A 22,170-nucleotide genomic window follows, 5' to 3' on the forward strand; every position below is an offset into this window, starting at 1 on the left:
ACTGAGATGTCAGAGCAAAAAACGCAAGTCGCTGACCAAACGCAAGAACTCAACAGTGAGTTACAAGCTCGTCGGGAAAAACTGGCTGCGCTGCGGGAGAAGGGTATTGCATTCCCTAATGATTTCCGCCGTGAGCACCTTTCTGACCAGTTGCATGCTGAGTACGGCAGCAAAGAAAACGAAGAATTAGAAGCGCTGAATATTGAAGTGACCGTTGCTGGTCGAATGATGACTCGCCGTATCATGGGTAAAGCCTCATTCGTCACGCTGCAAGATGTCGGTGGTCGTATTCAGTTGTACGTTTCCCGTGATGACCTCCCGGAAGGCGTTTATAACGAAGAATTCAAAAAGTGGGATTTGGGCGATATTCTGGGTGCACGCGGTAAGTTGTTTAAAACCAAAACCGGTGAGCTGTCTATCCATTGTAGCGAACTGCGTTTGCTGACCAAAGCACTGCGTCCGCTGCCAGATAAGTTCCACGGTCTGGCCGATCAGGAAACTCGCTACCGTCAACGCTATCTGGATTTGATCGCGAATGACGAATCTCGCCATACCTTCAAAGTTCGCTCACAAGTGATGTCTGGCATCCGTAGCTTCATGGTGGAAAAAGGCTTCATGGAAGTCGAAACCCCAATGATGCAGGTGATTCCTGGCGGCGCTTCTGCACGTCCGTTTGTCACGCATCATAATGCGCTGGATATCGATATGTATTTGCGTATCGCGCCAGAACTGTATTTGAAACGTCTGGTGGTGGGTGGTTTTGAACGCGTGTTTGAAATCAACCGTAACTTCCGTAATGAAGGTGTTTCACCGCGCCATAACCCTGAGTTCACCATGATGGAACTCTATATGGCTTATGCGGATTACAAAGATCTGATCGTGTTGACCGAAGAGTTGTTCCGCACGTTGACCGAAACTATTCTGGGCAGCAGTGTGGTGCAGTATGGTGAGCAGACGTTTGATTTTGGTAAGCCGTTCGCCAAATTAACGATGAAAGAAGCCATCTGCAAATATCGCCCTGAAACCAACGTTGCGGATTTGGACGATATGGACAAAGCCGTGGCGATTGCGGAGTCATTAGGTGTCAAGGTTGAGAAAAGCTGGGGCTTGGGCCGCGTTCAATGCGAGATCTTCGAAGAGACAGCAGAGAGTCATTTGATTCAGCCAACCTTCATCACCGAATACCCAGCAGAAGTCTCCCCGTTGGCACGTCGTAACGATGACAATCCATTTATCACTGACCGCTTCGAATTCTTCATCGGTGGCCGTGAGATTGGTAATGGCTTCTCTGAGCTCAATGATGCCGAAGACCAAGCGCAGCGTTTCGCTGATCAAGTTAGCGCCAAAGAAGCAGGCGATGATGAAGCAATGTTCTTCGATGAAGATTACGTCACCGCATTGGAACATGGCTTGCCACCGACTGCTGGCCTAGGGATTGGTATTGACCGTATGGTGATGTTGTTCACCAACAGCCATACCATCCGCGACGTTATCTTGTTCCCAGCCATGCGCCCAGTTAAGTAAGCGACATTGGTTAGTGGTACAACAATGAGTATTAGGGCGCTACGGCGCCCTTTTTACTGAGCGTCATGGTTGCCTCAAAACAGCAGCATCTCAATTTATTTATCTAATCGCTTAAAATACCGGCGCTTAGATAGTATCTTCGCTTGCCCACGTCAAAGAACCGGTTATAATGCAAGCCGCACACCGATGCGGGTGTAGTTCAATGGTAGAACGAGAGCTTCCCAAGCTCTATACGAGGGTTCGATTCCCTTCACCCGCTCCAAACTAACGCCTCATAGCATCTCCCAAAGTACATCAAACCTAGTAAGTCAGTCTCTCTCAAGCTAATTGAACTATTCCTATATACGCATTCGTCTATTGAAATCTGCAAATAATAGTGGAGACCTCTGACGCTATCACTGAGAGTGGTATCAGTGATATCTAATGAGATGTATTGCCGCGGATTTTTGAGATAATCATAAAGTTGATTTTGAGATAATCTACAAATAATAATATGTTAACATATTGGCTATAAAGTATTTTTTAATCTATTTTTAAGATAATCATATTTAAAAATTTGAGATAATCTAATTATATGCCTAACTTTAATCACTATGATTTAGTACTGTTAAACCCTAGCTTCGACTCGCCACTGGTTGATGCGTTGACCGAGCTTGAGTTACTGAGACACCTGCGCATTGAAACCGCCGTGCATCCTCTGTTATTTGCCCAACTAAAAAGTATTTTTCATATGCTAGAAAGCTTGGGATCAGCAAGAATCGAAGGTAACCATACAACGTTAGCCGATTACGTTGAAAGTAAAGTTGAAGGGGCTGAGGACTCCACGGATCAATTGAAAGAGATTGGTAACATTGAACATGCCATGAACTTTATTGACGAGCATCTGCATGCTGGTGGAGATATCACGGAGTATTTTGTCCGAGAACTGCATGCCATGACGGTAAATGGGCTTGAGCGGGAAGGGGATAAAACGCCGGGTGCCTATCGTAGTCACGGGGTGAGTATTGCTCAATCAACTCATTTGCCGCCTGAATTCATCCATGTTCCGACTTATATGCAGGAATTGGTCGAGTTTATGAATCGCGCAGACGCGCCAAAATATGATCTGATGAAAGTGGCTCTCGCACATCACCGTTTTGGCTGGATTCATCCATTTGGTAATGGCAATGGTAGAACGGTTCGCCTGCTGACTTATTCTTTGCTAATTAAGTACGGCTTTAATGTGAAAACCAGTGGGCGGGTGTTAAACCCAACAGCGGTTTTTTGTAATGATCGTGAGCGCTATTACTCGATGCTGGCTGAAGCGGATACGGGTGCTGTTGAGGGGCTAGAGCAATGGTGCCTATATGTTCTTACCGGTATATCGGCGGAGTTAAAGAAAGTCGATAAGCTCTCGAATTATCACTTTTTAAACTCAAAAATTCTTTATCCCGCGCTCGAGTATTCCAAAGGACGGGGTGTAATCAATGAGGCGGAATCTAAAATTCTTAAGCGAACCTTTAGCCAAGGGGCGGTAAAAGCTAATGATTTAAAAGAGGTTTTGCCGGGATTGAAGTCGGCTCAAATTACCTATCAGATTGGTAAGTTAGTTGATCGTGGCCTTTTACAACCAGTTGAAGTGGGATCACGAATTTATACCGCCGGTTTTTCGAAATCAGATCTGATGCGTGGTGTCATTCATGCTTTGCGAAAAGAGGGGTTTATTCCCGATTTTTGATAGTCAGTGCATCAGAGGAACAGTATCACAATGATTATTGTGCTTTATGATGCTGGGATGCGCCCGCTTCTGCGCCGATGATCGATGCACTGCGTTTTTCGCAATAGAAATCAGCGATACCATACCGATACCGCTGATGTACAACGGTGTTAAACGTCAAGTTTGCGGCCAGTCAGCCACTCGACCATCGCGGGATCGCGGTGAGAGAAGAATGCGCTGGTTGCTGTATCAAGTGCGGTAATCTGCAGCATATCTTCAGAACTAAGTTCAAAATCGAGAATGTTGATGTTCTCTTCCATACGTTCTTTTCGCACTGATTTAGCCAGCGAAACGATGCCACGCTGGAAGATCCACCGTAGAACAACCTGACCCACGCTTTTGCCGTACTTCTGACCAATCGCCGTTAATACGGGATGCTGGAACAGACCATTTTTACCTTCAGCAAACGGTGCCCAGGCTTCCGGCTGAATACCATGGCTTTGCATCCACGGAACGGCATGCAGTTGCTGGTTGAAGGGGTTAACTTCAATTTGGTTAACCGCAGGGGCAACTTTATTGAAGGCAATAAGATCGGCCAATCTGTCAGGATGGAAGTTGCTCACCCCAATGGCGCGAATTTTGCCTCCCTGTTGTAATTCTTCCATGGCACGCCAAGCTCCATGGACATCACCGTAAGGCTGGTGAATTAGGTACAGATCAACGTAGTCAAGTTGCAGTCGATTCAGAGAGCGTTCGAACTGGGCTTTAGCGCCTTCGTAATTGGTATCCTGCAGCCAAAGTTTGGTTGTGATAAAGAGTTCGTTACGTGCAATACCGGCCTGTTTCAGTGCATTCCCGACCTGAGTTTCATTCTGATAAGATGCAGCGGTATCAATCAAGCGATACCCCGTTTCAATCGCATCGATTACGGCTTTCTCGCATTCGGCAGTATCCGTCATCTGAAATACGCCGAAGCCCAGCAGGGGCATTTCCATCCCGTTGTTCAGTTTTACAGTTTGCATGACGTTATCCTTAAGCTATTAACCAAGAAAATTATAATGCAACGTGGTTTATTCGATTAGATGGGGTAATTAGCTAGGGCTTATTAGTTATGTTCATTAATTTTAGGGGACTGACGGCCGGTTTTTTGCCATAAACGCCCCTTTCTAGAGCAATTGTGAGTCAAAAAAATTGGGCGCAGGTCGATGAAGACGTGCACGGGAAAGTTAATCTCTATTGCGGCGACACGGCTTTGCATTTTCTAAAAATAAGATACCAAAGCAAAAACCGTGTCATTAATGAAAATAAAACAATAATGGATAAGTAGCGTAAATAAAAAAGAAGGGCGGACTCGTCGTAGTCGAAAAAGGAGAAATCAACCTTCACCAACAAATAGTCGAGATAGTCCTGATTCAGCAACCCGTACAATCCCAGAAGTGCAATTATCGAAAAAACCCCCGGCATAATGACATTGGCAAAGTGTGAGTTGCTGGTGATTTTCAAGACCTGACAGGAAAACGTTGCCAGCATTTTCCAGTGCAACCCAATATGTAGCGCCAGAATGATCATTCCCCAGTGGACCGATGTCATGTGCACTTTTCTAACCCAGGTCGCTGGGTTATGGAACGGCAGGTCCAGAAGGATATGTCGGGACAGCATCATGCCAGAGATAATAGCCGTTAGGATGACAACGAATGTCACTACATTTATGACTCGGTTAACTCTCCGCATCGTTAAAGGGAGCTTAGGCGATAATGACCACAAGCGATGCCTGTTGAGGTATAAATGCAAAATAATGAGCAGGGTAAAGAGAATACCAGCCCATTCATGCACAATTTCACTGTGAAAATGAAACCCCATCAGTATGAGCAGAAGTAACGTCATCAGCGCATCCAGCATGACCTGGAAAATATAAATTTTCTTCATGTCGATTGATTAACGCTGGGGCTGGACTTGCTTTACCCATTGCTCAACTTGTGTGGGGACGTCTGGATCTGAAATATCGTTGCGCGAGATCGAGAGTGCACGAGTGATTAATTCGGCTTTTGGCTGCATACGGGAAATTTCTTGGAGGGAGTCGGCTAACCGGCTACCACCATGAGTGGTAAAGGGAATGACCGTTTTACCGGCAAAGTCATTTTGCTCAAAGAGGCTATATATCACCATTGGCATGGTGTACCACCAGATAGGATAGCCGACGTAAATGGTGTCGTAATTGCTCAGGTCGGGGAGCGGCGTTTTTAGCGAGGGTCTGGCGTTAGTTTGCTGCTCCTTTTCGGCAACGCGTAACAGTGCATCATGCTGGCGAGGGTAGGGGGTCGCGGTTTCAATACGAAACAAATCGCCCTGCGTCTGCTTCTGAATCATCTGCGCAAGAAACTGAGTGCTGCCGGTCTCTGGGGTATTTTTTTGTAATACGCTGGCCCCGGAAAAGCCATCCACGGCATCAGCTTTCATTTCCTCTGGCTGTGAAAAATAGATAATCAGCGTGCGGGACTGCGCGGATGAATTATCTGATGCGAAAGCGGTCTGTCCCATAAAACCCATGACAATCATCGCCAGAAACCCGCTAAGTATTTTTATCATTCTCACTGTTTTATTCCTTCAATCAGCAGTGGTTAGTCTTAGAAGTGATTCTAGCGAAGACAACCTGACAACAGACTGACGGTTCTCTGACAAGTTTGTCAGACGGTGTAGAGAATGGACTGCCAAATTGTGTCTTTGAAATCACTCTTTCTGTTCGGTTGGTGTCTGGCTGAATTGGCAGAAAAGTGTGACTTAGAAAGTGAAGGTGGGTGACAAATGCCACCCAAGTGGTTTTTTTCTGTTGTCTTAAGGAGGTCAATAGGTGCAGACCTTTAGTTGATCGATGAGTGTATTTAGCGGCGAATAAACGCCAAAATGTCTTTGTTTATCACATCCGCGTGTGTGGTATGCATCCCGTGTGGATAGCCAGGATAAATCTTGAGGGTACTGTCTTTGATCAGCTTGTCCTGCAAAATGGCCGCGTTCTTATAGGGAACAACCTGATCGTCATCACCTTGTAGAATCAGTGTTGGCACGGTGAACGCTTTTAAATCCTCTGTTTGATCTGTTTCAGATAAGGCCTTGATCCCGTCATACTGCGCTTTTGCACTTCCCGCCATACCCTGACGCCACCAATTCTGAATTGTCCCTTGCGAAGTCTCTGCGCCTGGGCGGTTAAAGCCGTAGAATGGACCCGAGGGGATATCGAGATAGAATTGCGCCCGATTCACAGCGATGCCTTGACGAAACTGGTCAAAAACCTCAATGGGTGTGCCGTTTGGGTTACTTGCCGTTTTTAGCATCAAAGGGGGCACTGAACTGATCAACACCGCTTTTGCCACACGGCCCTGAGGCTGACCATATTTCGCAACATACCGAGCAACTTGTCCCCCGCCGGTAGAATGTCCAATATGCACCACATTCTTGAGATCCAGATGCTCGACGACAGCAGAGACGTCCGCAGCATAATGGTCCATGTCGTGCCCATCGCTGATTTGGCTTGAGCGGCCATGACCACGGCGGTCAGAAGCGATGACGCGAAAACCTTCTGACAGGAAAAACAACATTTGCGTGTCCCAATCATCGGCGCTTAGCGGCCAACCGTGGTGGAAGAACACAGGCTGCGCGTCTTTTGGGCCCCAATCTTTATAGAAGATACTAACGTTATCCGTTGTGGTGACAAATGACATGATTTAACCCTCAGTGTGAGATTGAAAAACATTGACAATCAGTCGTTTAAAGGTAAGGAAAGATGATTTTTCAGCAGTAAGTTCTATTGGGAAGCCTAAAGTTAGGTTTTAATTGCTGATTCAAAGTTTAGGTAAGAAAGTGGTGGTTTGCCCGTTTTGGATAGGTGTTTTTAGTGCTTTATCCATTCCTGTATGGCTTGATACACGCAATTTCATCTAGATATCTGAGATTGATAACTGCCGAGCGGCGCAGATGATTTTGTGAGGAAGGAAGAGTACTAACCGCGACGAAATAGCCTAAATACCGCAAACCGCTCATCCGACGATAAACCAAAATATAGTGAATTCGACGTAATTAACTGTATTCTGTATATATGCCAAATATCTATCGGTATTCCTATGTTGACTGCTCACTTAGATGCATTAAATATTTTGAGTACGCCGATTTGGGTTGTGACTCCCAAAAATCAAGAACTGCTTTTTGCTAACAAGGAAGCCCGAAAAATAGCAGGTGACTGCCAGTTGCCATTGATGCGTAATGGGCGGTTTTCTGCCCATGCACAGCAACAACTGGATGCTTATCTGCCTGCTTTAGTGGGTGATGATCAGATTGTCGAGATCTGGACAATTGAGTGCGAGGGAAATGCTTTCCCTTTGAGCTGCCGGTTGTCCCTCGCTCAGTTAGAGACCTATGGTGATGTTATTGTCTTTGAAGGGCTTTATATTTCAGAGAAGGTTCTCACTCAGCCTGGTGTAGGGCAACTTTGCTCAACATCTTATCGCCGTGATGAAATGGGTTTTTATGAGCAATTTTTCAATACTAATACCGCCCCCATGCTACTTATTGACCCCTCGAAGGAAGGGCAAATTGTGGATGCTAATCAGGCTGCAATCCGTTTTTATGGTTATTCACGAGATGAGATGTGCATGAAGCACACTTGGGAAATTAACACCATGGGAAGGGATGTTTTACCCGTCATGAATGAAGTCGCTAAGCTACCTGGTGGGCATAAGCCACTCAATTTCATTCATAAATTAGCTGATGGCAATATTCGCCACGTCCAGACTTATGCTGGTCCAGTCGAGTTAGATGGCATACGGTTAATGCTCTGCATCATTCATGACATCACTGAACAAAAACGTCTAGAGCAAGCATTGGAACATGCTGCTTTGCGGGATCCTTTGACGGATCTCGGTAATCGTCGCCAGTTTTTCCCCTTGGTTGAGCAAGCTCACGCCCAAAGCCAGCGTTATGGTCACCATTTCAGTTTGATTCTATTAGATGTCGACCATTTCAAGTCCATTAATGATCAACTTGGACATCACAAAGGGGATGAGGTGTTGATTTTGCTGGCAAGAACCCTTGAGTCCATTATTCGCGAAAGCGATAGTGTTTTCCGTTGGGGAGGTGAGGAATTTGCGATTCTTCTGCCGTTAACTAATTTGGAGGGGGCATTACAAGTGGCTGAATCCATCAGAGAAACAATTCAGATGATATGCCAGCCAAATCTGCCGCAACTCACGGTCAGTCTCGGTGTTGCGCAACATCAGATAGGCGAAGACACCGATAGTTTGTTCAAACGTATGGATGAGGCTCTCTACCGCGCTAAAGCCTCGGGACGAAATAGAGTGCTGGCGGCATAATCCAAAATCCAAGTCTTGGCCAATATTTACGGCAGAGGCAAGTGATCAAAGGGTTTCACTTCACGTAGTACAAAGGTTGTTTGCATCTCTTTAATGCCCGGTAACCGGCGGATCACTGACATGGCAAAAGTGGAAAAACTGTCAAGATCTTCCGCGACGACTTGCAGTAAAAAATCGGCATCTCCGGCAACGGCATAGCAGGCTATCACAGGTTTTAGCGCCCCAACTTGCGTTTCAAATAGTTTGGCTTCCTCTTCACTGTGGCTGTCAATTTTCACTCGGATAAAAGCCAAAATCCCCAAGCCAATTTTACGCCGATCGAGATTCGCCTGATAACCGGTAATCACGCCACTTTCTTCAAGTTGCTTCACGCGTCGCCAGCAAGGAGACGTTGCCATGCCCACTTTATCGGCTAACTCTTGATTGGTCATGCGGCCAGCACGTTGCAATTGCTTTAATATTTTTATATCTGCCGATGTAATACATGATGATGACATTTTCTACCTGACTATTATTGATTTTGGGTATGGTCTACCAATATTAGCGGAATGAAACCAATAAAAGAAAGCACTTACCCGCACCGGAAAGATATGATCTTTGGCACAGATTCATTCGCAAAAGGGGACTGATGTGACAGAACAAATACGGGTCGCAATTATCGTTAATCCTGACCTTCCTGTTGGCTTAATCGCTAACACCACCAGCGCGGTAGGAATGGGGTTAGCGGCCAAATTCCCCCAGTTGGCGGGCTCGGCGTTGTCTGATGCCGTGGGGAATGAGATTGATGTGAGTTCTAAATTGCCGGTGCCAATTTTACAAGCGAGTGCAGCACAAATGAGAGAAGTGCTGCTCAAAGCACTGGCAGCGACCCACGAGCGGGCGATAGTGCCGTTTCCGACTTTTGCTCGATCGATGCACAGTTTTCAGGAGTATGAAGTCGCATTTGCTCAACGTTCGCTTGCCGATGAGTCCTTGGATGGTTTGGGATTAGTGGGTCCAGATAAATGGATACGCTCATTGACTGGCGCATTAAAATTGCTGCGTTAGTCAAACAAACTGATTGGGATGACACGCGGGTTCTAGTGTAGAACCCGCAGGATACTGTTATTTCACATCATTATTTCAGTTGGTTTAACGTCAAAGTATGGCTTGCCACCCCATTGATAAACAAGTTACGTTGCTCATCAGCAGGGAGGTTAACCGTCAATTCTTGCCATGCGGGTTGATAGCTCCCGGTGCGGGTAAAGGTGATATCAATACGGTGATTATCCGTGGTTACTTGCCAGTTCAGCCATAATGCATGGCCTTGCTGCCAGCGGTGGCTTTCGCCGTCATCTTCAAATAGCATGCCGCAGGATTGCCCAGCTCCTTTGGTTGGATAGAGTGCTAACTCGCGTTGATTGTCCAGTTGAGCGTTCACATAGGCAATACGCTGTGATAATGGCAGTGCCGCACCGGCTCGAACTAACAATGGTAGCCGCTCAAGTGGTGCATCTAATGTGACTGTCTGCCCACCGCTATACCATTGCCCTGTATGGAAGCAATACCAACCCACATTGTTGTCCGGCAGATAGACCGAACGCTGGCGTTGATTGGCTTCCACGACACTGGCAACAAGCAGATCACGACCCAGCATAAAGTCGTCATTTTCCTTAAACGTGCCACTATCGTGTTCATGATCGAGGAATGTTGGGCGTAACATCGGTTCATCATCATGAGTTGCTTGCCATTGTAACGTGTAGAAATACGGTAATAATCGATAACGTAGCACCATGGCATCGCGAATCATGGGTGTTGCCGAAGGGTACATCCATGGCTCGTTTACCGTGTTGTCGTCATTCCATGAGTGAATGGTAAAGCGTGGATGCATCACGCCGTTTTGTACCCAGCGAATAAATAACTCTGCTTCTGGTTTATCGCCAGAAAAGCCCCCCACGTCATGACCCAAGTTATACAAACCGGATAGACTCATTCCTAGCCCCATACGGATGTTATAGCGCAGTGTCTGCCAACTGGTACGGTTGTCACCACTCCAGGTTTGGGCATAGCGCTGCATACCGGCGCAGCCTGAACGTGATATCAAATAGGGGCGTATATCCGGCGCGAATGTCTGTTGAGCCTCCATGGAAGCACGCATCATCAGTAAAGGCATTACTGGCCTGATATGTTTGATAGCGATTGATTCGCCAAACCCATGGCATTGAGCTTCGCCATCCCACACTTCGTATTCGTTATTGTCATTCCAAGTTGAGCCAATCCCCATTTCCAATAGCTGCTTGGTGACATTCTCCTTCCACCAATCCACGGTTGCAGGGTTGGTAAAGTCAAGGTGAGAGCCTTCGTCATCCCAGAATGAAGAGCGCTCAGGTAACCCCGTTTCACCATCACGGATAAATAGCCCGCGCTCGGCTACTTGCTGATATTTAGGGTGATCTTGCAATAGGCAAGGTTTGATATTGGCGGCCAACTTGATACCCGCTTGCAGGAACGCCTGACTCATGACTTTGGGCTGTGGGACTTTGTCGTAATTCCAGTTAAAGACATAACGTTTGTTTTTGATGGACGTATAACCAGATGACAACTGGAAAGAATCGCAGGGAATATCGTGCTGCTGGCATAGCGCTATGAATTTCTGCAACTGCACCTGTGCATCAGGGGCATCAGTGTAGTGCATGGTGGAACCGCTATAGCCGAGGCTCCATTTCGGCCCAAACTGGGTTTTACCGGTTAGCCGGACAAAGGCTTTAGTGACATCGAGCACTTTCGGGCCAAGGAACAGGTAGTAATCAAGATCACCGGCTTCAGCCTGATAGCGGCGATAAGCCAGATGGTAATTGTCGATTTCGTTACCTAAATCTAACCAGCAACTGCTGAGGTTGTCATAAAACAGGCCAAAACTGACGTCATCGCGGCGGGTGATGGTAAAAGGGATATGCTTATAGAGCGGGTCAGTACTGGCGGCGTTATACCCCATTGCATCTAAATTGCGCATCTCAAAGCGGCGGCCAGCGCGGTTCAAATCACCGGCTTTCTCACCTAGCCCATAATATTGTTCATTGGGATAACGGCGCTGATAGTGAGCAATTGCTTCGCCGTGCGGGCTGAGCAAATAAGCGCTGGTGGGTCTGTCGGCGGCCAGTGGCTGCCATTCATCCTGCGGATTCTTATATTCCCATTCCAGATGCAACGGTTGGTGAATCGTGACCCTTAGACATTCGGTCGTCACCCGCAAGTAGTTTTCATGGCGTTCCAATTGATAGCCGGGGACAGAGAAACCCTCTAGGCTTAATCGGTCGCGTCCTGATAATGGAACATCACCCTGTGGGGCTATACTCCAAGTCCGATTTAGTGCCAATTCACCATTGCGCTTGATCAGTACGCGGCAAAGATTCTGCTCTAACACATACAGGCAAAATATATGACGCTCATCAACCCGTAGTTCCAAGCGGTCCGGGAATTCATTTAGCAACTGCCAGTTTTTTAATGTTTTCATCACAGCTCATCTTTTTTTTTGGCAACAGCGCTGAGGCACTGTTGCAGACATCATTAGGAGATAGGATCAGATTGCGGGTTGAGCTTTATTGCGGCGTTCGGCAAACAGCGCAATTAGGAACACGGCACCAATCAAATCGAAGAAGCCCATGGCGATAAACAACGGATTAAAGCCGATGGTGTCGGACACTGCGCCAATGAGTAGGGTAAACAGGAAACTCGCAATCCAAGCAGAAGAACCTCGCAGGCCATTAACGGTGGCGACTTGGTTTTTATCAAAAGATTCAACCACTAATGCGCTTAACATGCAGGAAATAACCTGGTGTCCGAAGCCACCAATGGAGATCAGTGCAATGGCCAGATAGGGGTCTTTAGTGATGGCAACGAAGGCCAGTGAAATCATCATAAATGCGCCCGTTACCGAGCTGGCGACCACCGAGTTTACGCGGCTGCAACCGAACCACTTTTGATAGAGTTTTGTTAAGTAGCCACTGGCGACACTCCCGATATCTGCGGCTAAGAAGGGGAGCCAAGCGAACATGGCGATCTGTTTCAGATCCATACCGCGTTCAGTAGCGAGATAAAGAGGGACCCAGAAGCTAAATACCGCCCAAGCCGGTTCAGCCAAAAAAGCTGGGATCGCGATCCCGTAGAATTTTTTATTTTTACTCAAGATGGCCAATGATTTAAAGAATGGCAGCCGTGGCAGCACAGGTTCATTGTCCTGATGGATCAGTTCAAATTCTTCTTTACTTAGATTGGGATGCGTATCCGGTGAATGGTAAAAACGCCACCATAACAGTACCCAAATCATGGCTAAGGCACCGGAGAACAAGAATGCGCCTTGCCAACCAAACGCCACATGGGCCAATACAATAATGGGCGGGGCTAACATCGCGCCGATAGAGAAACCGACACCTGCCCAACCGGCAGCGATCGGGCGCTCTTTTTTCGGGAACCAATCAGAAATTGCTTTGGCATTCGCGGGGGTTGCGGCCGCTTCGGCACTGCCCATAAAGAAACGCAATACAGCCAATTGGAACCAAGTTCCAGCCCCTGCATGCATCATACAGACCACCGCCCAAACACTGGCGCAGATCAAAAATCCCATCTTTAAACCGATGACGTCAATTAACCAACCACAAAGCGGCTGGAAAACGGTATAAGCCAATTGGAAAGATGCCACTATCCAAGAATATTGCTCAGTGGTCATATTCAAACTGGTTTTTAACTCAGGAGCGAGAATCCCCAGTGAGTTACGCGTAATATAGTTAACGGTGACCCCAAGTAGAAATAGTGCCAGCATCCACCATCGCAATGACTTTATTTTCCGCCGCCCGCTAACGTTAGCGGATTGATTAATCTCAACACTCATCCAAGCCTCCTGGTGTTAGCTGGTCGTCAATCACCGAGCTAACAAATTATTTTGGTATGATCCATTTTTCGGTTATTAAGATTTTGCTGAGTTTTAATGTGATTCTGTTCACACTAAAGCGGCCAATAAAATATACTCATTTGATTTTTATCGTATTTTTATTTTTCATCAAAATAACCGGACTGATAAGTTTTTAAAATTGGTTTACCAAAACAAAGTAACTAGCTTAAATTGGCTTTAATATGCGTTTTTTTGAAAGAATTTTCATAAGCTGAGTATTATTTCAGCATTCCTATTGGATGGGGCACTGAATAAGGCATCAAGAAGCCATGAAAATTTTTTCATTTGCTAATTTGAGAGAGATCACAAAATGAATGGAAAGCTAAAAATACAAGAAATAGCCAATCAGACGGGCCTTTCAATTAGCACGGTTTCTAGAGTTTTAGCGGGGAAAGCAAATACCAGTGCCAAAGCAAAACAGCGAGTCATGGTTTATGCGCAAACTCAGGGAATTTTGCAAAATTTATCCAGCGGGCGGTTAATGCTGAATAACATTATGGTGTTTGCCCCTCATCGAGCATTTGATGTACGCACCGATATTTTTTACTACAAAGTTATTCAAGGGATTACCGAGGCGGTGACCCAATATGAAGTCATGATTCGTTATTGTGGATTATCAGAAACGCAGAGTGATATTTCACTGTTTTTAGAGAAAATGACTCATCCACAAACTGAGGCTGCCATCATCATTGGTATCGATGATCCTCGTATCCACGCATTGGCGGCTGGCGTACATAAGCCGACGGTACTGGTGAATTGTCGCGATAAAGAAATGTTATTAGATAGTGTCTCTCCTGACCATCAGTTGATTGGTGAGTTTTCTGCCAACTATCTGATACAGCAGGGGCATCGGAAAATTTTGACCTTGCAATGTTTGCGCCGCAATACGATGGAACTGCGATTAGTCGGTATTAAAGAAGCATTTGCCAGCCACAATATGAATTTTGATGATAATCAACATCTGATCACGACACATGGTTTTGGTGCGGAAGAAGCAGAGCAGGCAATCATGGACTTTATGACTACTCGCGAAGATAAAAGTCTGTGGCCGACAGCCATTTTAGCTGGGGGGGACTATATGGCGGTCGGGGCAGTGAATGCGCTGAATAAATTAAAGATAAGTGTGCCAGATAGCATGTCGGTGATGAGCATGGACGGTTTTAATCTGGCCGAGATTCATGATGTTCCGTTAACCGCAGTACATGTGCCGCGAGATGAGTTGGGGGCGGAGGCCATCCAGTTATTACAGCGGCGCTTATTACGCCCTGATGCACCTTTTAGCAATATTTTATTGCAGGGGAGATTAGTAGCTCGTTCTTCGGTAAAGCAAATCAATCATAAAAGGGCGATATCCACCGCAAATAAGCCATCAGGTCAGTTATATGATTAATGAAATTGATAATGGCCTGAATCGCAATATAAAGCCCAAGGATAGGCCATTGGCGCTATAGTTTAGATTTGTTTCATTTTAGGTTGTCAGAGGTTGAAAAATGCTCAAGCAGGTTTTATATAAGTCGAATGGGGATAACTTATAGCACATTGAATTTAAGGATATTACCGCATGGAATTTAAAGATTATTATGCCGTGATGGGCCTAGAGCCTACGGCCTCCTTGAAAGAGATTAAAACAGCTTATCGTAAGCTGGCGCGTAAATACCATCCTGACGTCAGTGATGAACCTGATGCCGAAAGTAAGTTTAAAGAAGTCGCTGAGGCATATGAAGTATTGAAAGACGCCGAACGGCGCGCAGAATATGACGAGCTACGATTGCATCGCGACGATCCTCGATTTGCTCAACAACAAGCAGGTTATCATTCAGGTGGACAACAATGGCACAGCAGTGCGGGTGGCGGTGACTTCTCTGATTTCTTCGAGTCATTTTTTGCCAACCGTGGGGCTTCAGCTCATCACTCTTCCCATCGCACCTCTCATGGGGTACGGGGGCAAGATCTTGAGATGGAATTACCCCTCTTTTTAGAAGAAACCTTAGCAGAACAGACACGCTCAATTTCCTACAAAATACCGACCGTCGATGCTTCGGGTTTCCCAGGTGCTGACACGACTAAAACCCTAAAAGTGAAGATTCCTGCTGGTGTGAGTGATGGTGAGCGTATTCGGCTTAAGGGGCAGGGCGCACCAGGTTTTGCTGGCGGAGCCAATGGCGATCTATACCTGATTATTCGTCTTGCACCTCATCCAGTATTTGATGTTGATGGACAGGATTTACAAATTGTCGTGCCGCTAGCGCCTTGGGAAGCGGCGTTAGGGGCTAGCGTTGAGATGCCAACCTTGACGGGGAAAATCACCTTAACAATCCCTGCGGGTAGTCAAAGTGGTCAGCGGTTGCGTATCAAAGGTAAAGGTTTGGCAAGCAAAAAATCAACCGGCGATTTGTATGCAATCCTCAAGGTGGTGATGCCACCAAAACCCGATGAGAAAGCGCGGGCGCTGTGGCAACAACTATCAGAGCAGGCGGCGTTTAATCCTCGGACTGGGTGGGAGTAACGATTATGGCTGAAATAGAAATCACCTTCACTGTGACTGAGTTATGCCAGTCAACGGGCATTATGCAAGATGAACTGGTCGAGGTTGTCGAGTTAGGCGTTATTGTGCCGTTAGAGCCTGCCGACAGCGTCTGGATATTTGATGCTAAAGCATTAAGCAGCCTAAAACGTGCTCAACGACTACAGCATGAGTTGGATTTAGACTGGTCTGGTGTCGCGATGACCTTAACGTTGCTCGAGCGAGTTGAGCAGCTAAAAAAGGAAAACGAGCAGCTGCGCAGACAGCTTGATCGTTTTTTGCAAACTTGTTGATGTGACCGGATGCGGGTTGGAGCCTCCTGTTCGCCAACCCGCTCAGGCAGTTAGCTGATGGGTAAGATGAGCGATATCGCTGTCTTCATCGTCAGTGTTGTGACTTAAAGGCTAGTCACACCACCATCGACGCGTAATTCTGTTCCGACGACAAATCGAGACTCATCTGAGGCAAGAAAAACTGCCGCATGGGCAAGTTCAGCCGGTGTTCCCATGCGTTTGATTGGCACGAGTTGACGTATTTGCTCGGTCAGTTTGTCTTGTTCGTCACCCGATAACCCCAGTTTTTGCAGCGCAGGTGTTTGTGTCGGGCCGGGGCTTAGGCCATTAACTCGAATCCCCCTTTCTGCCCATTCACCCGATAATGTTCGAGCGAGAGACAGTAGCCCAGCTTTGCTGGCGGCATAAACACTACTTTGAGGTAAACCAATGTGGGCGCTGGCAGAACCGCAAAGAATAACGGATGAAGGATTTGCTAACAGAGGTAGTAATGATTGTAGCAAGAAAAAAGGGCCTTTCAGATTAGTAGAAAGGACTCGTTCAAAACTAGTTTCATCCCACTTTTCTATTGGGTGGTGAGTAACATCACCAGCGTTGATATAGACGATATCCAACTGAGGCCAGACTTCTGTTAGGTGTGCGGCTAACTGATATTGATCAGATATATGGCTGGCATCACTCTTGATCAGCAGAACACGTTCCCCTAGTTCCAAATAAGCGGCTTGCAACGCAGCCGTATTTCTACCGGTAATGGCGACTGTCGCGCCTTCAGCGAGGAATTGTTTAGCGGTTTCTAACCCAATGCCGCTGGTTCCGCCCGTAATTAATGCATATTTATGACTTAATCGATTCATTCTGCGCCTTTTCATTTTTGGTGATGTCAGGCCATTTTTAATACAAAAGTATCTAATGTATAGTAGGTACCAATTGGATACTAAGCGTGTAATAGGAACCTAATGACGACCTCTCTGCTATTGGCGGCAAAAAATAAATCAGCATCCGAGTATGAAAACGTGGAAGATAAATGCCCGATGGTACAATTTGTCGAACTAATAGCAGGGAAGTGGGCGATTCCTATTCTCTATCGTTTGATTGTGACTGCTGCCCCCATTCGTTTTGGCGAGCTACAGCGGGCAATTGCGCCGATTACGCAAAAAGAGCTAACGCGTCAATTACGCGCATTCGAGCAACGTGGCTTAGTGACTCGAAAAGTCTATGCACAAGTCCCGCCTCGGGTTGAATATGAGATCACCCCGCTGGGTAAAACTTTACAGCCAACGCTGGATTCGCTAGCTCAATGGATGAGAGCACACCATAAAGATCTCAATTAAGAGATGTAAGGTTTACCATTATGTGACATTTTCAGTGGCTTCCTACTCATTCAGATACTTAGTCAATGGGAACATTTATCATTTCGCCCTAGGTTAATAATAATTTATATATCGCTACATCTTATTTAAGGCTTGTTTATACTTGGCTAGAGTTTACATTTGTACTTTTTTGAATAAAAATTAAACTAACAGTAGCGAATTTAGTGAAAAAAATTGTGCCACATTGAGTCAAATTTAATTTCTATAGGACTATATAATTTATATGAACGTTAAGATTATTTATGAGTAGTTGTAAGCATAAGACATATAATAATCGCTGTTTTTTAACATAGAGTTTTATTAGCGTTATTAAAATATATTTCCCTTGAAATTCTCTATCATTATTGTATTTTAACTTCGGTGATTACATCATTCCTTAATGAGCAAATGAACTGAATTTTAAATTTGACTAACCATGGGTTTTTATTGATGTTGGCTAATTATTTAAAATAACTCATTCAACAGATTAATGGCTAGCTCACAATTTATCGTTATGTTGGTTTTTTAAATGAGTGTTTGCGTATATATATCAAATCCTCATAGATAGTATTTTGATATTAAATATAATCAAAATATATAATTTAATTTGTTTTTTTTATTAAGTTAACGTAATGATAATCACTTCTTACGTTGTCATGCTTGATGTGTGATTGGTTGCTATTAACTGAGTGAATATGTTTGAGGGTTTATCTATGTATGTTGATACAGTCTCTGTTGTTTCTGGTAGTAAATTCATTGATATCAATGGGAAAGGGGTGATTGATTATGAGAAAGAAATATCACTAGATTGCTGTATGAACAAAATTCACTTCCATACGAAAAGATTAACTTTGGATATTAATGAAAAACAAAAGAGATTGGTTATGTGCTTGTTTAATGATGTGAATAGAAAGCAAGATATCATAAAGGTTGTATGGTATGAGAATCATAAAAGCATATCAGACAATAACTATCATCAGCTCATACATAAGTTTAGAGTGCATTTGAAAAATGCAGGTATACCTGACGGTATCATTAAAACGATTAACCGATATGGGCTTAGGCTGGATTCGGGCATGTTGAAAGCGATGGATTCAAATAAAATGAGTGATCGGTTTCTTGGCTATTAATTAAGTATATGTTTAAGCGATATTATCTATTCTATGTAAATTATAAATGAGCGGTGCGGGTGCTATTGTTTTCAACAGGATAAAACAGCACCCTACCATATTTTAATCATTAACATCTCACTTGTGATGATGAGTTCTTTCAAATTGTCACAATAAATAAGAATGTTTTATCTAAAAGGAATTTGTGAAATTATAATGGATTTATATAAACTATGGTGTCTGTTGTTTTCCATTTTTTTTGGGGCCTGTATAGGCGCTTTTTTGAATGTTATCATCTATCGATTGCCCATTATGATGGCAGATAGCTTATCAAAAGGCACAACGAGGTATAGGAAATGTGGAATTTTCAAAGATAAATTCACTCTCATTTCCCCTAGATCATTCTGTCCAGCTTGTTATTGTCCTTTACCCGCTAAGTATAACATCCCAATATTGAGTTGGTTGTACTTGCGAGGGAAGAGTCAATGTTGTCAACAAAAAATAAATAATCGGTATTTAATCGTAGAGTTAATATCAACAGTGTTAACGTTAGCAATTATCTATTTCATTGAAGATACACACGTCATTATCGCTAGCCTATTTTTAATTTGGGCGCTTATTGTCTTATCGTTTATTGATATTGACTATTATATTTTACCTGATGCTATTACTTTACCATTATTATGGTGTGGCTTACTATTTAATATTAATGAGGGTTTCTCTGTTTTATCTTTTGCTGTAATAGGCTCAATAGCGGGTTATCTTTTTCTTTGGTTCCCTTATTGGCTATTTAAGAGCTTTAAGGGTGTTGAGGGGATGGGACGAGGAGATTTTAAGCTAATGGCCGCGTTAGGCGCATGGTTTGGCATAACGGCCATTCCTTTGTTGGTTTTACTTTCAGCCTTATTTGGTCTTTTGGCTTATGTCGTTATATATAATAAATTACAAAAGAAGGTTAAGTATATCGCATTTGGCCCCTGTATTTCGTTGGCCGGTATGACTTATTTGTTTTTGGTTATATGACTGTGTTAATAACTTAGGGTTTTATTTTCTGATGTCGTGCATTAATGCTGAGATATTGGGTTTTTTGAGGGGGATATTAAAAGTTATTAAGGTTGTTTTTTATTAGTAATGTGATTATTACGATAGCGCTCCTTCTTATCTTGTGTATTTCCATTATGGCTTTCATTTTTCGCTACAAATTTCTATTTTTAACCTTTCTCATGTTTGTGAATAACGGCGAATTAATGTTATCTCTGTTATCATTATCAGTAATTTTATTAAGGTGAATGAATGGATGAGATAGTCATTGGAAATATTAAGTTTACACCAGACAAGAGAATCCTTAATAAAGGAGGTGTAGTCGTTAAAATGAGAAATAAAGAGTCTGAAGTGTTGCATTTATTGTGCCATCACTATCCCTCAACGCTATCTCGAGAGGATCTTGAGAAGGAAATATGGGGTGATAGTTATGTTACTGACAACACACTGACACAGACCATTAGCAATTTACGGCATGCACTTGATGATAAAGATCATGAGTTAGTCATGACAATCCCCAAAAAAGGGTACTGCATTAGTACCCAGCCTATTCTCACTTCATCCGATTCGTCACAAAATTTGATATTGAGTGAAGATGAATCAACTAGAAATTTTGTGTCTGAATTTATCATCTTAATGCCAAAGGGTATTAATAATTTTTATAAAACAAGTGTAGTGCTGCTTTTAGTTGTTTGTTGTATTGCTTCATTTAGCTTAACTTCAATTCATCATCAAATAAAAATCAATGATGTAGGTAGCTTACCTATATTAATCGGCTTGGATGCGACAAGTGATAGTGATTTTTTATTGAAATTCAACAAGAAACCCTACATTTTTTTAAAAAAGAGAAGTGATGGTGAGTATATCGCTTGTAAATATAATGAGGGAGAGTTGATATGCGAAAAGAAATAATAATTCCAGTGGTTCTAGGGATTATCTTGGCGGTCAGCTTAGGGTATCTCTCTGGGCGAGTATTTTCTTACCTACATCCCATGAGAAGTCTTGAAGGATATTGGGAAATGAATAGTCGTCTTGATAATATGGCTGGTCCTTATCATGTCTACTCACGAATCAGTATTATGAATAGAGAAGTTAATTCGTCTGTTGAAGTTTATGATAAAAATCATTATGTAAAAGCTAGGCGTAATATTGTTTTTGATGTTATGGATATTGATAATAATGTTTTAGCAGGGAGAATCCTGTCTGTATCAATGGTGGATGACAATGATCATAGTTTGAGTGATTTTCTTAGTTCGCCATTTACGATAAGTCATCCTACAATCTATCGGCTAAATAAAGACACTATTTTTATCGAGCAATCTCAAGGGCACCCAGTGAATAGCTTACGTTTATTGACTCGTGTTGAAATGTGATTTCATATTTTTATTAATTTACTGAAGTTTGGCTTTATTGATTATCTAAAAGTGAAGGTATCGAAAACATTACCACGCAAGTGGGAATGATTAATGAGGTCACGAGGTTAAACGCAGAACTCGTAGAGCAATCATCGCGCGCGTCAGAAGTATTACAAAAACAAACGTTTCAACTGAATCAATCAGTTGCTCGATTTTGCCTGCCATAAAACGACCTACTCAACAAATTGATGAGCAGGTCGCTGCCAATTTTAGTGTGCAATGCTCTTTTTCAGCATCTTGCTCCAAGCGGAGGGATCACCGTAATACTCGCTGGCCGGTAAAACGGTCAGCTTGCCTTGATTATCTTGCAGAACAAATGTCGGGAAGCCGTGCCCTCGCATCTTCTCGAGGAAAATGCGGCTTTTGTTAATGTGCTGGATCGATATCTCCTGAGTGGCATTGAACGCGTGAATAAATTCATCGCTGTTCAGGCCAATATCAGTTGCAAGTTCAGCAAGTACTGATGCGTCAGAGATATGGCGGCCTTCCACATAATGCCCTTGCTGAATACGATGAAGCATATCGGCTCCGCGCCCACCTAACGACTCTGCAGCCAGAATCGCAGTAATCGGCGGCGTGGAGTCCATGACGGCTGATGTATCATTCAGTAAATCATTATAATAGGCATCACCAAATGTCTGGCCGGTTAACGCAGCAATTCGTTGGTCATGAGGCATCACATAATCGCGCCATTGGTTATCAATCTGGCGGCGGTTTAGCCCAGACATCATACCTCCCGCGTGGAGTACTAGCGCTAGGTTAGGAATATCTTGCGCAGCCTGTACCAGTGGTGCTGCGCCATAACACCAACCGCATAGTGGATCGAAGATGTAATGTAATTTTGTGCTGGCCATTATGGCGTCCTTAATAATATCGACTGATATGATAATTCAGTACATTGGCGTTAATTCAGTACCTTAGTGCTAATTCAT

General features: G+C 44.2%; 21 protein-coding genes, 1 tRNA gene and 1 pseudogene. 14 read left to right on the plus strand and 9 right to left on the minus strand.

All coding sequences use genetic code 11. The features are described 5' to 3' along the window. Positions 1-6: 6 nt before the first annotated feature. From lysS to DA391_RS04475, 3 genes are all read left to right on the plus strand, one after another. A complete protein-coding gene (lysS, locus tag DA391_RS04465; protein WP_050082221.1) occupies positions 7-1,524 on the plus strand; it encodes a lysine--tRNA ligase in 1,518 nt (505 codons plus the stop codon). Positions 1,525-1,712: 188 nt separating this feature from the next. Then, positions 1,713-1,786, plus strand: a tRNA-Gly gene (locus tag DA391_RS04470). Between the two features lie 312 nt (positions 1,787-2,098). Then, on the plus strand, positions 2,099-3,241 hold the full coding sequence (locus tag DA391_RS04475) for a Fic family protein (protein WP_050286443.1): 1,143 nt from the start codon (positions 2,099-2,101) through the stop codon (positions 3,239-3,241). A gap of 149 nt (positions 3,242-3,390) precedes the next feature. Here the strand turns inward: DA391_RS04475 and DA391_RS04480 are convergent, their stop codons facing one another. From DA391_RS04480 to DA391_RS04495, 4 genes are all read right to left on the minus strand, one after another. Further along, positions 3,391-4,242, minus strand: a complete 852-nt coding sequence (locus DA391_RS04480; RefSeq protein ID WP_050082223.1) for an aldo/keto reductase — start codon at positions 4,240-4,242, stop codon at positions 3,391-3,393. A 211-nt stretch (positions 4,243-4,453) separates the two neighbouring features. After that, positions 4,454-5,146, minus strand: a complete 693-nt coding sequence (locus DA391_RS04485) for a DUF4405 domain-containing protein (RefSeq protein ID WP_240624789.1) — start codon at positions 5,144-5,146, stop codon at positions 4,454-4,456. Between the two features lie 9 nt (positions 5,147-5,155). Continuing rightward, complete coding sequence (locus tag DA391_RS04490) at positions 5,156-5,806, minus strand: flavodoxin (RefSeq protein ID WP_050082224.1); 651 nt, start codon at positions 5,804-5,806, stop codon at positions 5,156-5,158. 293 nt (positions 5,807-6,099) lie between these two features. Beyond that, complete coding sequence (locus tag DA391_RS04495) at positions 6,100-6,936, minus strand: alpha/beta fold hydrolase (protein WP_050082225.1); 837 nt, start codon at positions 6,934-6,936, stop codon at positions 6,100-6,102. A 399-nt stretch (positions 6,937-7,335) separates the two neighbouring features. Between DA391_RS04495 and DA391_RS04500 the strand changes: the two genes are divergently transcribed. After that, positions 7,336-8,580, plus strand: a complete 1,245-nt coding sequence (locus tag DA391_RS04500) for a sensor domain-containing diguanylate cyclase (protein WP_050873738.1) — start codon at positions 7,336-7,338, stop codon at positions 8,578-8,580. A 26-nt stretch (positions 8,581-8,606) separates the two neighbouring features. On the opposite strand, the gene DA391_RS04505 is transcribed toward DA391_RS04500, so the two are convergent. Then, positions 8,607-9,077 carry an Lrp/AsnC family transcriptional regulator gene (locus tag DA391_RS04505; protein ID WP_050082227.1) on the minus strand — a complete coding sequence of 157 codons (471 nt, stop codon included), beginning with the start codon at positions 9,075-9,077 and terminating at the stop codon, positions 8,607-8,609. A 133-nt stretch (positions 9,078-9,210) separates the two neighbouring features. Between DA391_RS04505 and DA391_RS04510 the strand changes: the two genes are divergently transcribed. Then, positions 9,211-9,627 carry a DUF2000 domain-containing protein gene (locus DA391_RS04510; RefSeq protein ID WP_050082228.1) on the plus strand — a complete coding sequence of 139 codons (417 nt, stop codon included), beginning with the start codon at positions 9,211-9,213 and terminating at the stop codon, positions 9,625-9,627. A 70-nt stretch (positions 9,628-9,697) separates the two neighbouring features. On the opposite strand, the gene DA391_RS04515 is transcribed toward DA391_RS04510, so the two are convergent. Next, the gene (locus DA391_RS04515) at positions 9,698-12,073 is read right to left on the minus strand and encodes a TIM-barrel domain-containing protein (RefSeq protein ID WP_108087410.1); all 2,376 of its coding nucleotides are present in this window, start codon (positions 12,071-12,073) and stop codon (positions 9,698-9,700) included. A gap of 66 nt (positions 12,074-12,139) precedes the next feature. Continuing rightward, positions 12,140-13,447, minus strand: a complete 1,308-nt coding sequence (locus DA391_RS04520) for an MFS transporter (protein WP_019211598.1) — start codon at positions 13,445-13,447, stop codon at positions 12,140-12,142. A 370-nt stretch (positions 13,448-13,817) separates the two neighbouring features. On the opposite strand from DA391_RS04520, the gene DA391_RS04525 reads away from it, so the two are divergent. The 3 genes from DA391_RS04525 (at position 13,818) to cbpM (ending at position 16,324) form a co-directional block, all read left to right on the plus strand. Then, positions 13,818-14,897, plus strand: a complete 1,080-nt coding sequence (locus DA391_RS04525; RefSeq protein ID WP_098904921.1) for a LacI family DNA-binding transcriptional regulator — start codon at positions 13,818-13,820, stop codon at positions 14,895-14,897. 171 nt (positions 14,898-15,068) lie between these two features. Beyond that, positions 15,069-16,013: a curved DNA-binding protein gene (gene cbpA / locus DA391_RS04530; protein ID WP_050082233.1), complete on the plus strand. Its 945-nt coding sequence runs from the start codon at positions 15,069-15,071 to the stop codon at positions 16,011-16,013. A gap of 5 nt (positions 16,014-16,018) precedes the next feature. After that, entirely contained in the window at positions 16,019-16,324 is a 306-nt protein-coding gene (cbpM, locus tag DA391_RS04535; protein WP_050082234.1) for a chaperone modulator CbpM, read from the plus strand. A gap of 104 nt (positions 16,325-16,428) precedes the next feature. On the opposite strand, the gene DA391_RS04540 is transcribed toward cbpM, so the two are convergent. Then, a complete protein-coding gene (locus tag DA391_RS04540) occupies positions 16,429-17,178 on the minus strand; it encodes an SDR family oxidoreductase (RefSeq protein ID WP_050873744.1) in 750 nt (249 codons plus the stop codon). Positions 17,179-17,280: 102 nt separating this feature from the next. Between DA391_RS04540 and DA391_RS04545 the strand changes: the two genes are divergently transcribed. From DA391_RS04545 to DA391_RS24430, 6 genes and pseudogenes are all read left to right on the plus strand, one after another. Continuing rightward, positions 17,281-17,655: a winged helix-turn-helix transcriptional regulator gene (locus tag DA391_RS04545; RefSeq protein WP_050082237.1), complete on the plus strand. Its 375-nt coding sequence runs from the start codon at positions 17,281-17,283 to the stop codon at positions 17,653-17,655. A 731-nt stretch (positions 17,656-18,386) separates the two neighbouring features. Next, positions 18,387-18,803, plus strand: coding sequence for a winged helix-turn-helix domain-containing protein (locus DA391_RS04550; protein WP_050082339.1), 417 nt, complete (start codon positions 18,387-18,389; stop codon positions 18,801-18,803). A gap of 195 nt (positions 18,804-18,998) precedes the next feature. Next, the gene (locus DA391_RS04555) at positions 18,999-19,805 is read left to right on the plus strand and encodes a prepilin peptidase (protein WP_167398162.1); all 807 of its coding nucleotides are present in this window, start codon (positions 18,999-19,001) and stop codon (positions 19,803-19,805) included. A gap of 270 nt (positions 19,806-20,075) precedes the next feature. Continuing rightward, on the plus strand, positions 20,076-20,735 hold the full coding sequence (locus tag DA391_RS04560) for a winged helix-turn-helix domain-containing protein (RefSeq protein ID WP_050082240.1): 660 nt from the start codon (positions 20,076-20,078) through the stop codon (positions 20,733-20,735). Next, positions 20,720-21,196 (plus strand): hypothetical protein, encoded by a 477-nt coding sequence (locus tag DA391_RS04565; RefSeq protein WP_050082241.1) that lies wholly within the window; start codon positions 20,720-20,722, stop codon positions 21,194-21,196. The genes DA391_RS04560 and DA391_RS04565 overlap by 16 nt, the downstream gene beginning before the upstream one ends. A gap of 47 nt (positions 21,197-21,243) precedes the next feature. Further along, positions 21,244-21,449 (plus strand): annotated as a pseudogene (locus tag DA391_RS24430) (methyl-accepting chemotaxis protein); the annotation flags it as partial. Here DA391_RS24430 and DA391_RS04575 read toward each other — a convergent pair. Beyond that, on the minus strand, positions 21,448-22,092 hold the full coding sequence (locus DA391_RS04575) for a DsbA family protein (protein WP_050082242.1): 645 nt from the start codon (positions 22,090-22,092) through the stop codon (positions 21,448-21,450). The pseudogene DA391_RS24430 and the gene DA391_RS04575 sit on opposite strands and share 2 nt — an antisense overlap. Between the last annotated feature and the right edge of the window lie 78 nt (positions 22,093-22,170).

Origin of the sequence: Yersinia massiliensis (genome assembly GCF_003048255.1) — a bacterium.
Classification (GTDB): Bacteria; Pseudomonadota; Gammaproteobacteria; order Enterobacterales; family Enterobacteriaceae; genus Yersinia; species Yersinia massiliensis_A.

What these genes read in the sequence shown, in the direction of transcription:
- DA391_RS04500 (WP_050873738.1), top strand. Translation starts at nt 7,336, where the DNA reads ATGTTGACTGCTCACTTAGATGCATTAAATATTTTGAGTACGCCGATT.
- DA391_RS04555 (WP_167398162.1), top strand. Translation starts at nt 18,999, where the DNA reads ATGGATTTATATAAACTATGGTGTCTGTTGTTTTCCATTTTTTTTGGG.
- DA391_RS04525 (WP_098904921.1), top strand. Translation starts at nt 13,818, where the DNA reads ATGAATGGAAAGCTAAAAATACAAGAAATAGCCAATCAGACGGGCCTT.
- DA391_RS04545 (WP_050082237.1), top strand. Translation starts at nt 17,281, where the DNA reads ATGACGACCTCTCTGCTATTGGCGGCAAAAAATAAATCAGCATCCGAG.
- DA391_RS04560 (WP_050082240.1), top strand. Translation starts at nt 20,076, where the DNA reads ATGGATGAGATAGTCATTGGAAATATTAAGTTTACACCAGACAAGAGA.
- DA391_RS04480 (WP_050082223.1), bottom strand. Translation starts at nt 4,242, where the DNA reads ATGCAAACTGTAAAACTGAACAACGGGATGGAAATGCCCCTGCTGGGC.
- cbpM (WP_050082234.1), top strand. Translation starts at nt 16,019, where the DNA reads ATGGCTGAAATAGAAATCACCTTCACTGTGACTGAGTTATGCCAGTCA.
- DA391_RS04550 (WP_050082339.1), top strand. Translation starts at nt 18,387, where the DNA reads ATGTATGTTGATACAGTCTCTGTTGTTTCTGGTAGTAAATTCATTGAT.
- DA391_RS04475 (WP_050286443.1), top strand. Translation starts at nt 2,099, where the DNA reads ATGCCTAACTTTAATCACTATGATTTAGTACTGTTAAACCCTAGCTTC.
- lysS (WP_050082221.1), top strand. Translation starts at nt 7, where the DNA reads ATGTCAGAGCAAAAAACGCAAGTCGCTGACCAAACGCAAGAACTCAAC.
- DA391_RS04485 (WP_240624789.1), bottom strand. Translation starts at nt 5,146, where the DNA reads ATGAAGAAAATTTATATTTTCCAGGTCATGCTGGATGCGCTGATGACG.
- DA391_RS04540 (WP_050873744.1), bottom strand. Translation starts at nt 17,178, where the DNA reads ATGAATCGATTAAGTCATAAATATGCATTAATTACGGGCGGAACCAGC.
- DA391_RS04520 (WP_019211598.1), bottom strand. Translation starts at nt 13,447, where the DNA reads ATGAGTGTTGAGATTAATCAATCCGCTAACGTTAGCGGGCGGCGGAAA.
- cbpA (WP_050082233.1), top strand. Translation starts at nt 15,069, where the DNA reads ATGGAATTTAAAGATTATTATGCCGTGATGGGCCTAGAGCCTACGGCC.
- DA391_RS04565 (WP_050082241.1), top strand. Translation starts at nt 20,720, where the DNA reads ATGCGAAAAGAAATAATAATTCCAGTGGTTCTAGGGATTATCTTGGCG.
- DA391_RS04490 (WP_050082224.1), bottom strand. Translation starts at nt 5,806, where the DNA reads ATGATAAAAATACTTAGCGGGTTTCTGGCGATGATTGTCATGGGTTTT.
- DA391_RS04575 (WP_050082242.1), bottom strand. Translation starts at nt 22,092, where the DNA reads ATGGCCAGCACAAAATTACATTACATCTTCGATCCACTATGCGGTTGG.
- DA391_RS04515 (WP_108087410.1), bottom strand. Translation starts at nt 12,073, where the DNA reads ATGAAAACATTAAAAAACTGGCAGTTGCTAAATGAATTCCCGGACCGC.
- DA391_RS04495 (WP_050082225.1), bottom strand. Translation starts at nt 6,936, where the DNA reads ATGTCATTTGTCACCACAACGGATAACGTTAGTATCTTCTATAAAGAT.
- DA391_RS04505 (WP_050082227.1), bottom strand. Translation starts at nt 9,077, where the DNA reads ATGTCATCATCATGTATTACATCGGCAGATATAAAAATATTAAAGCAA.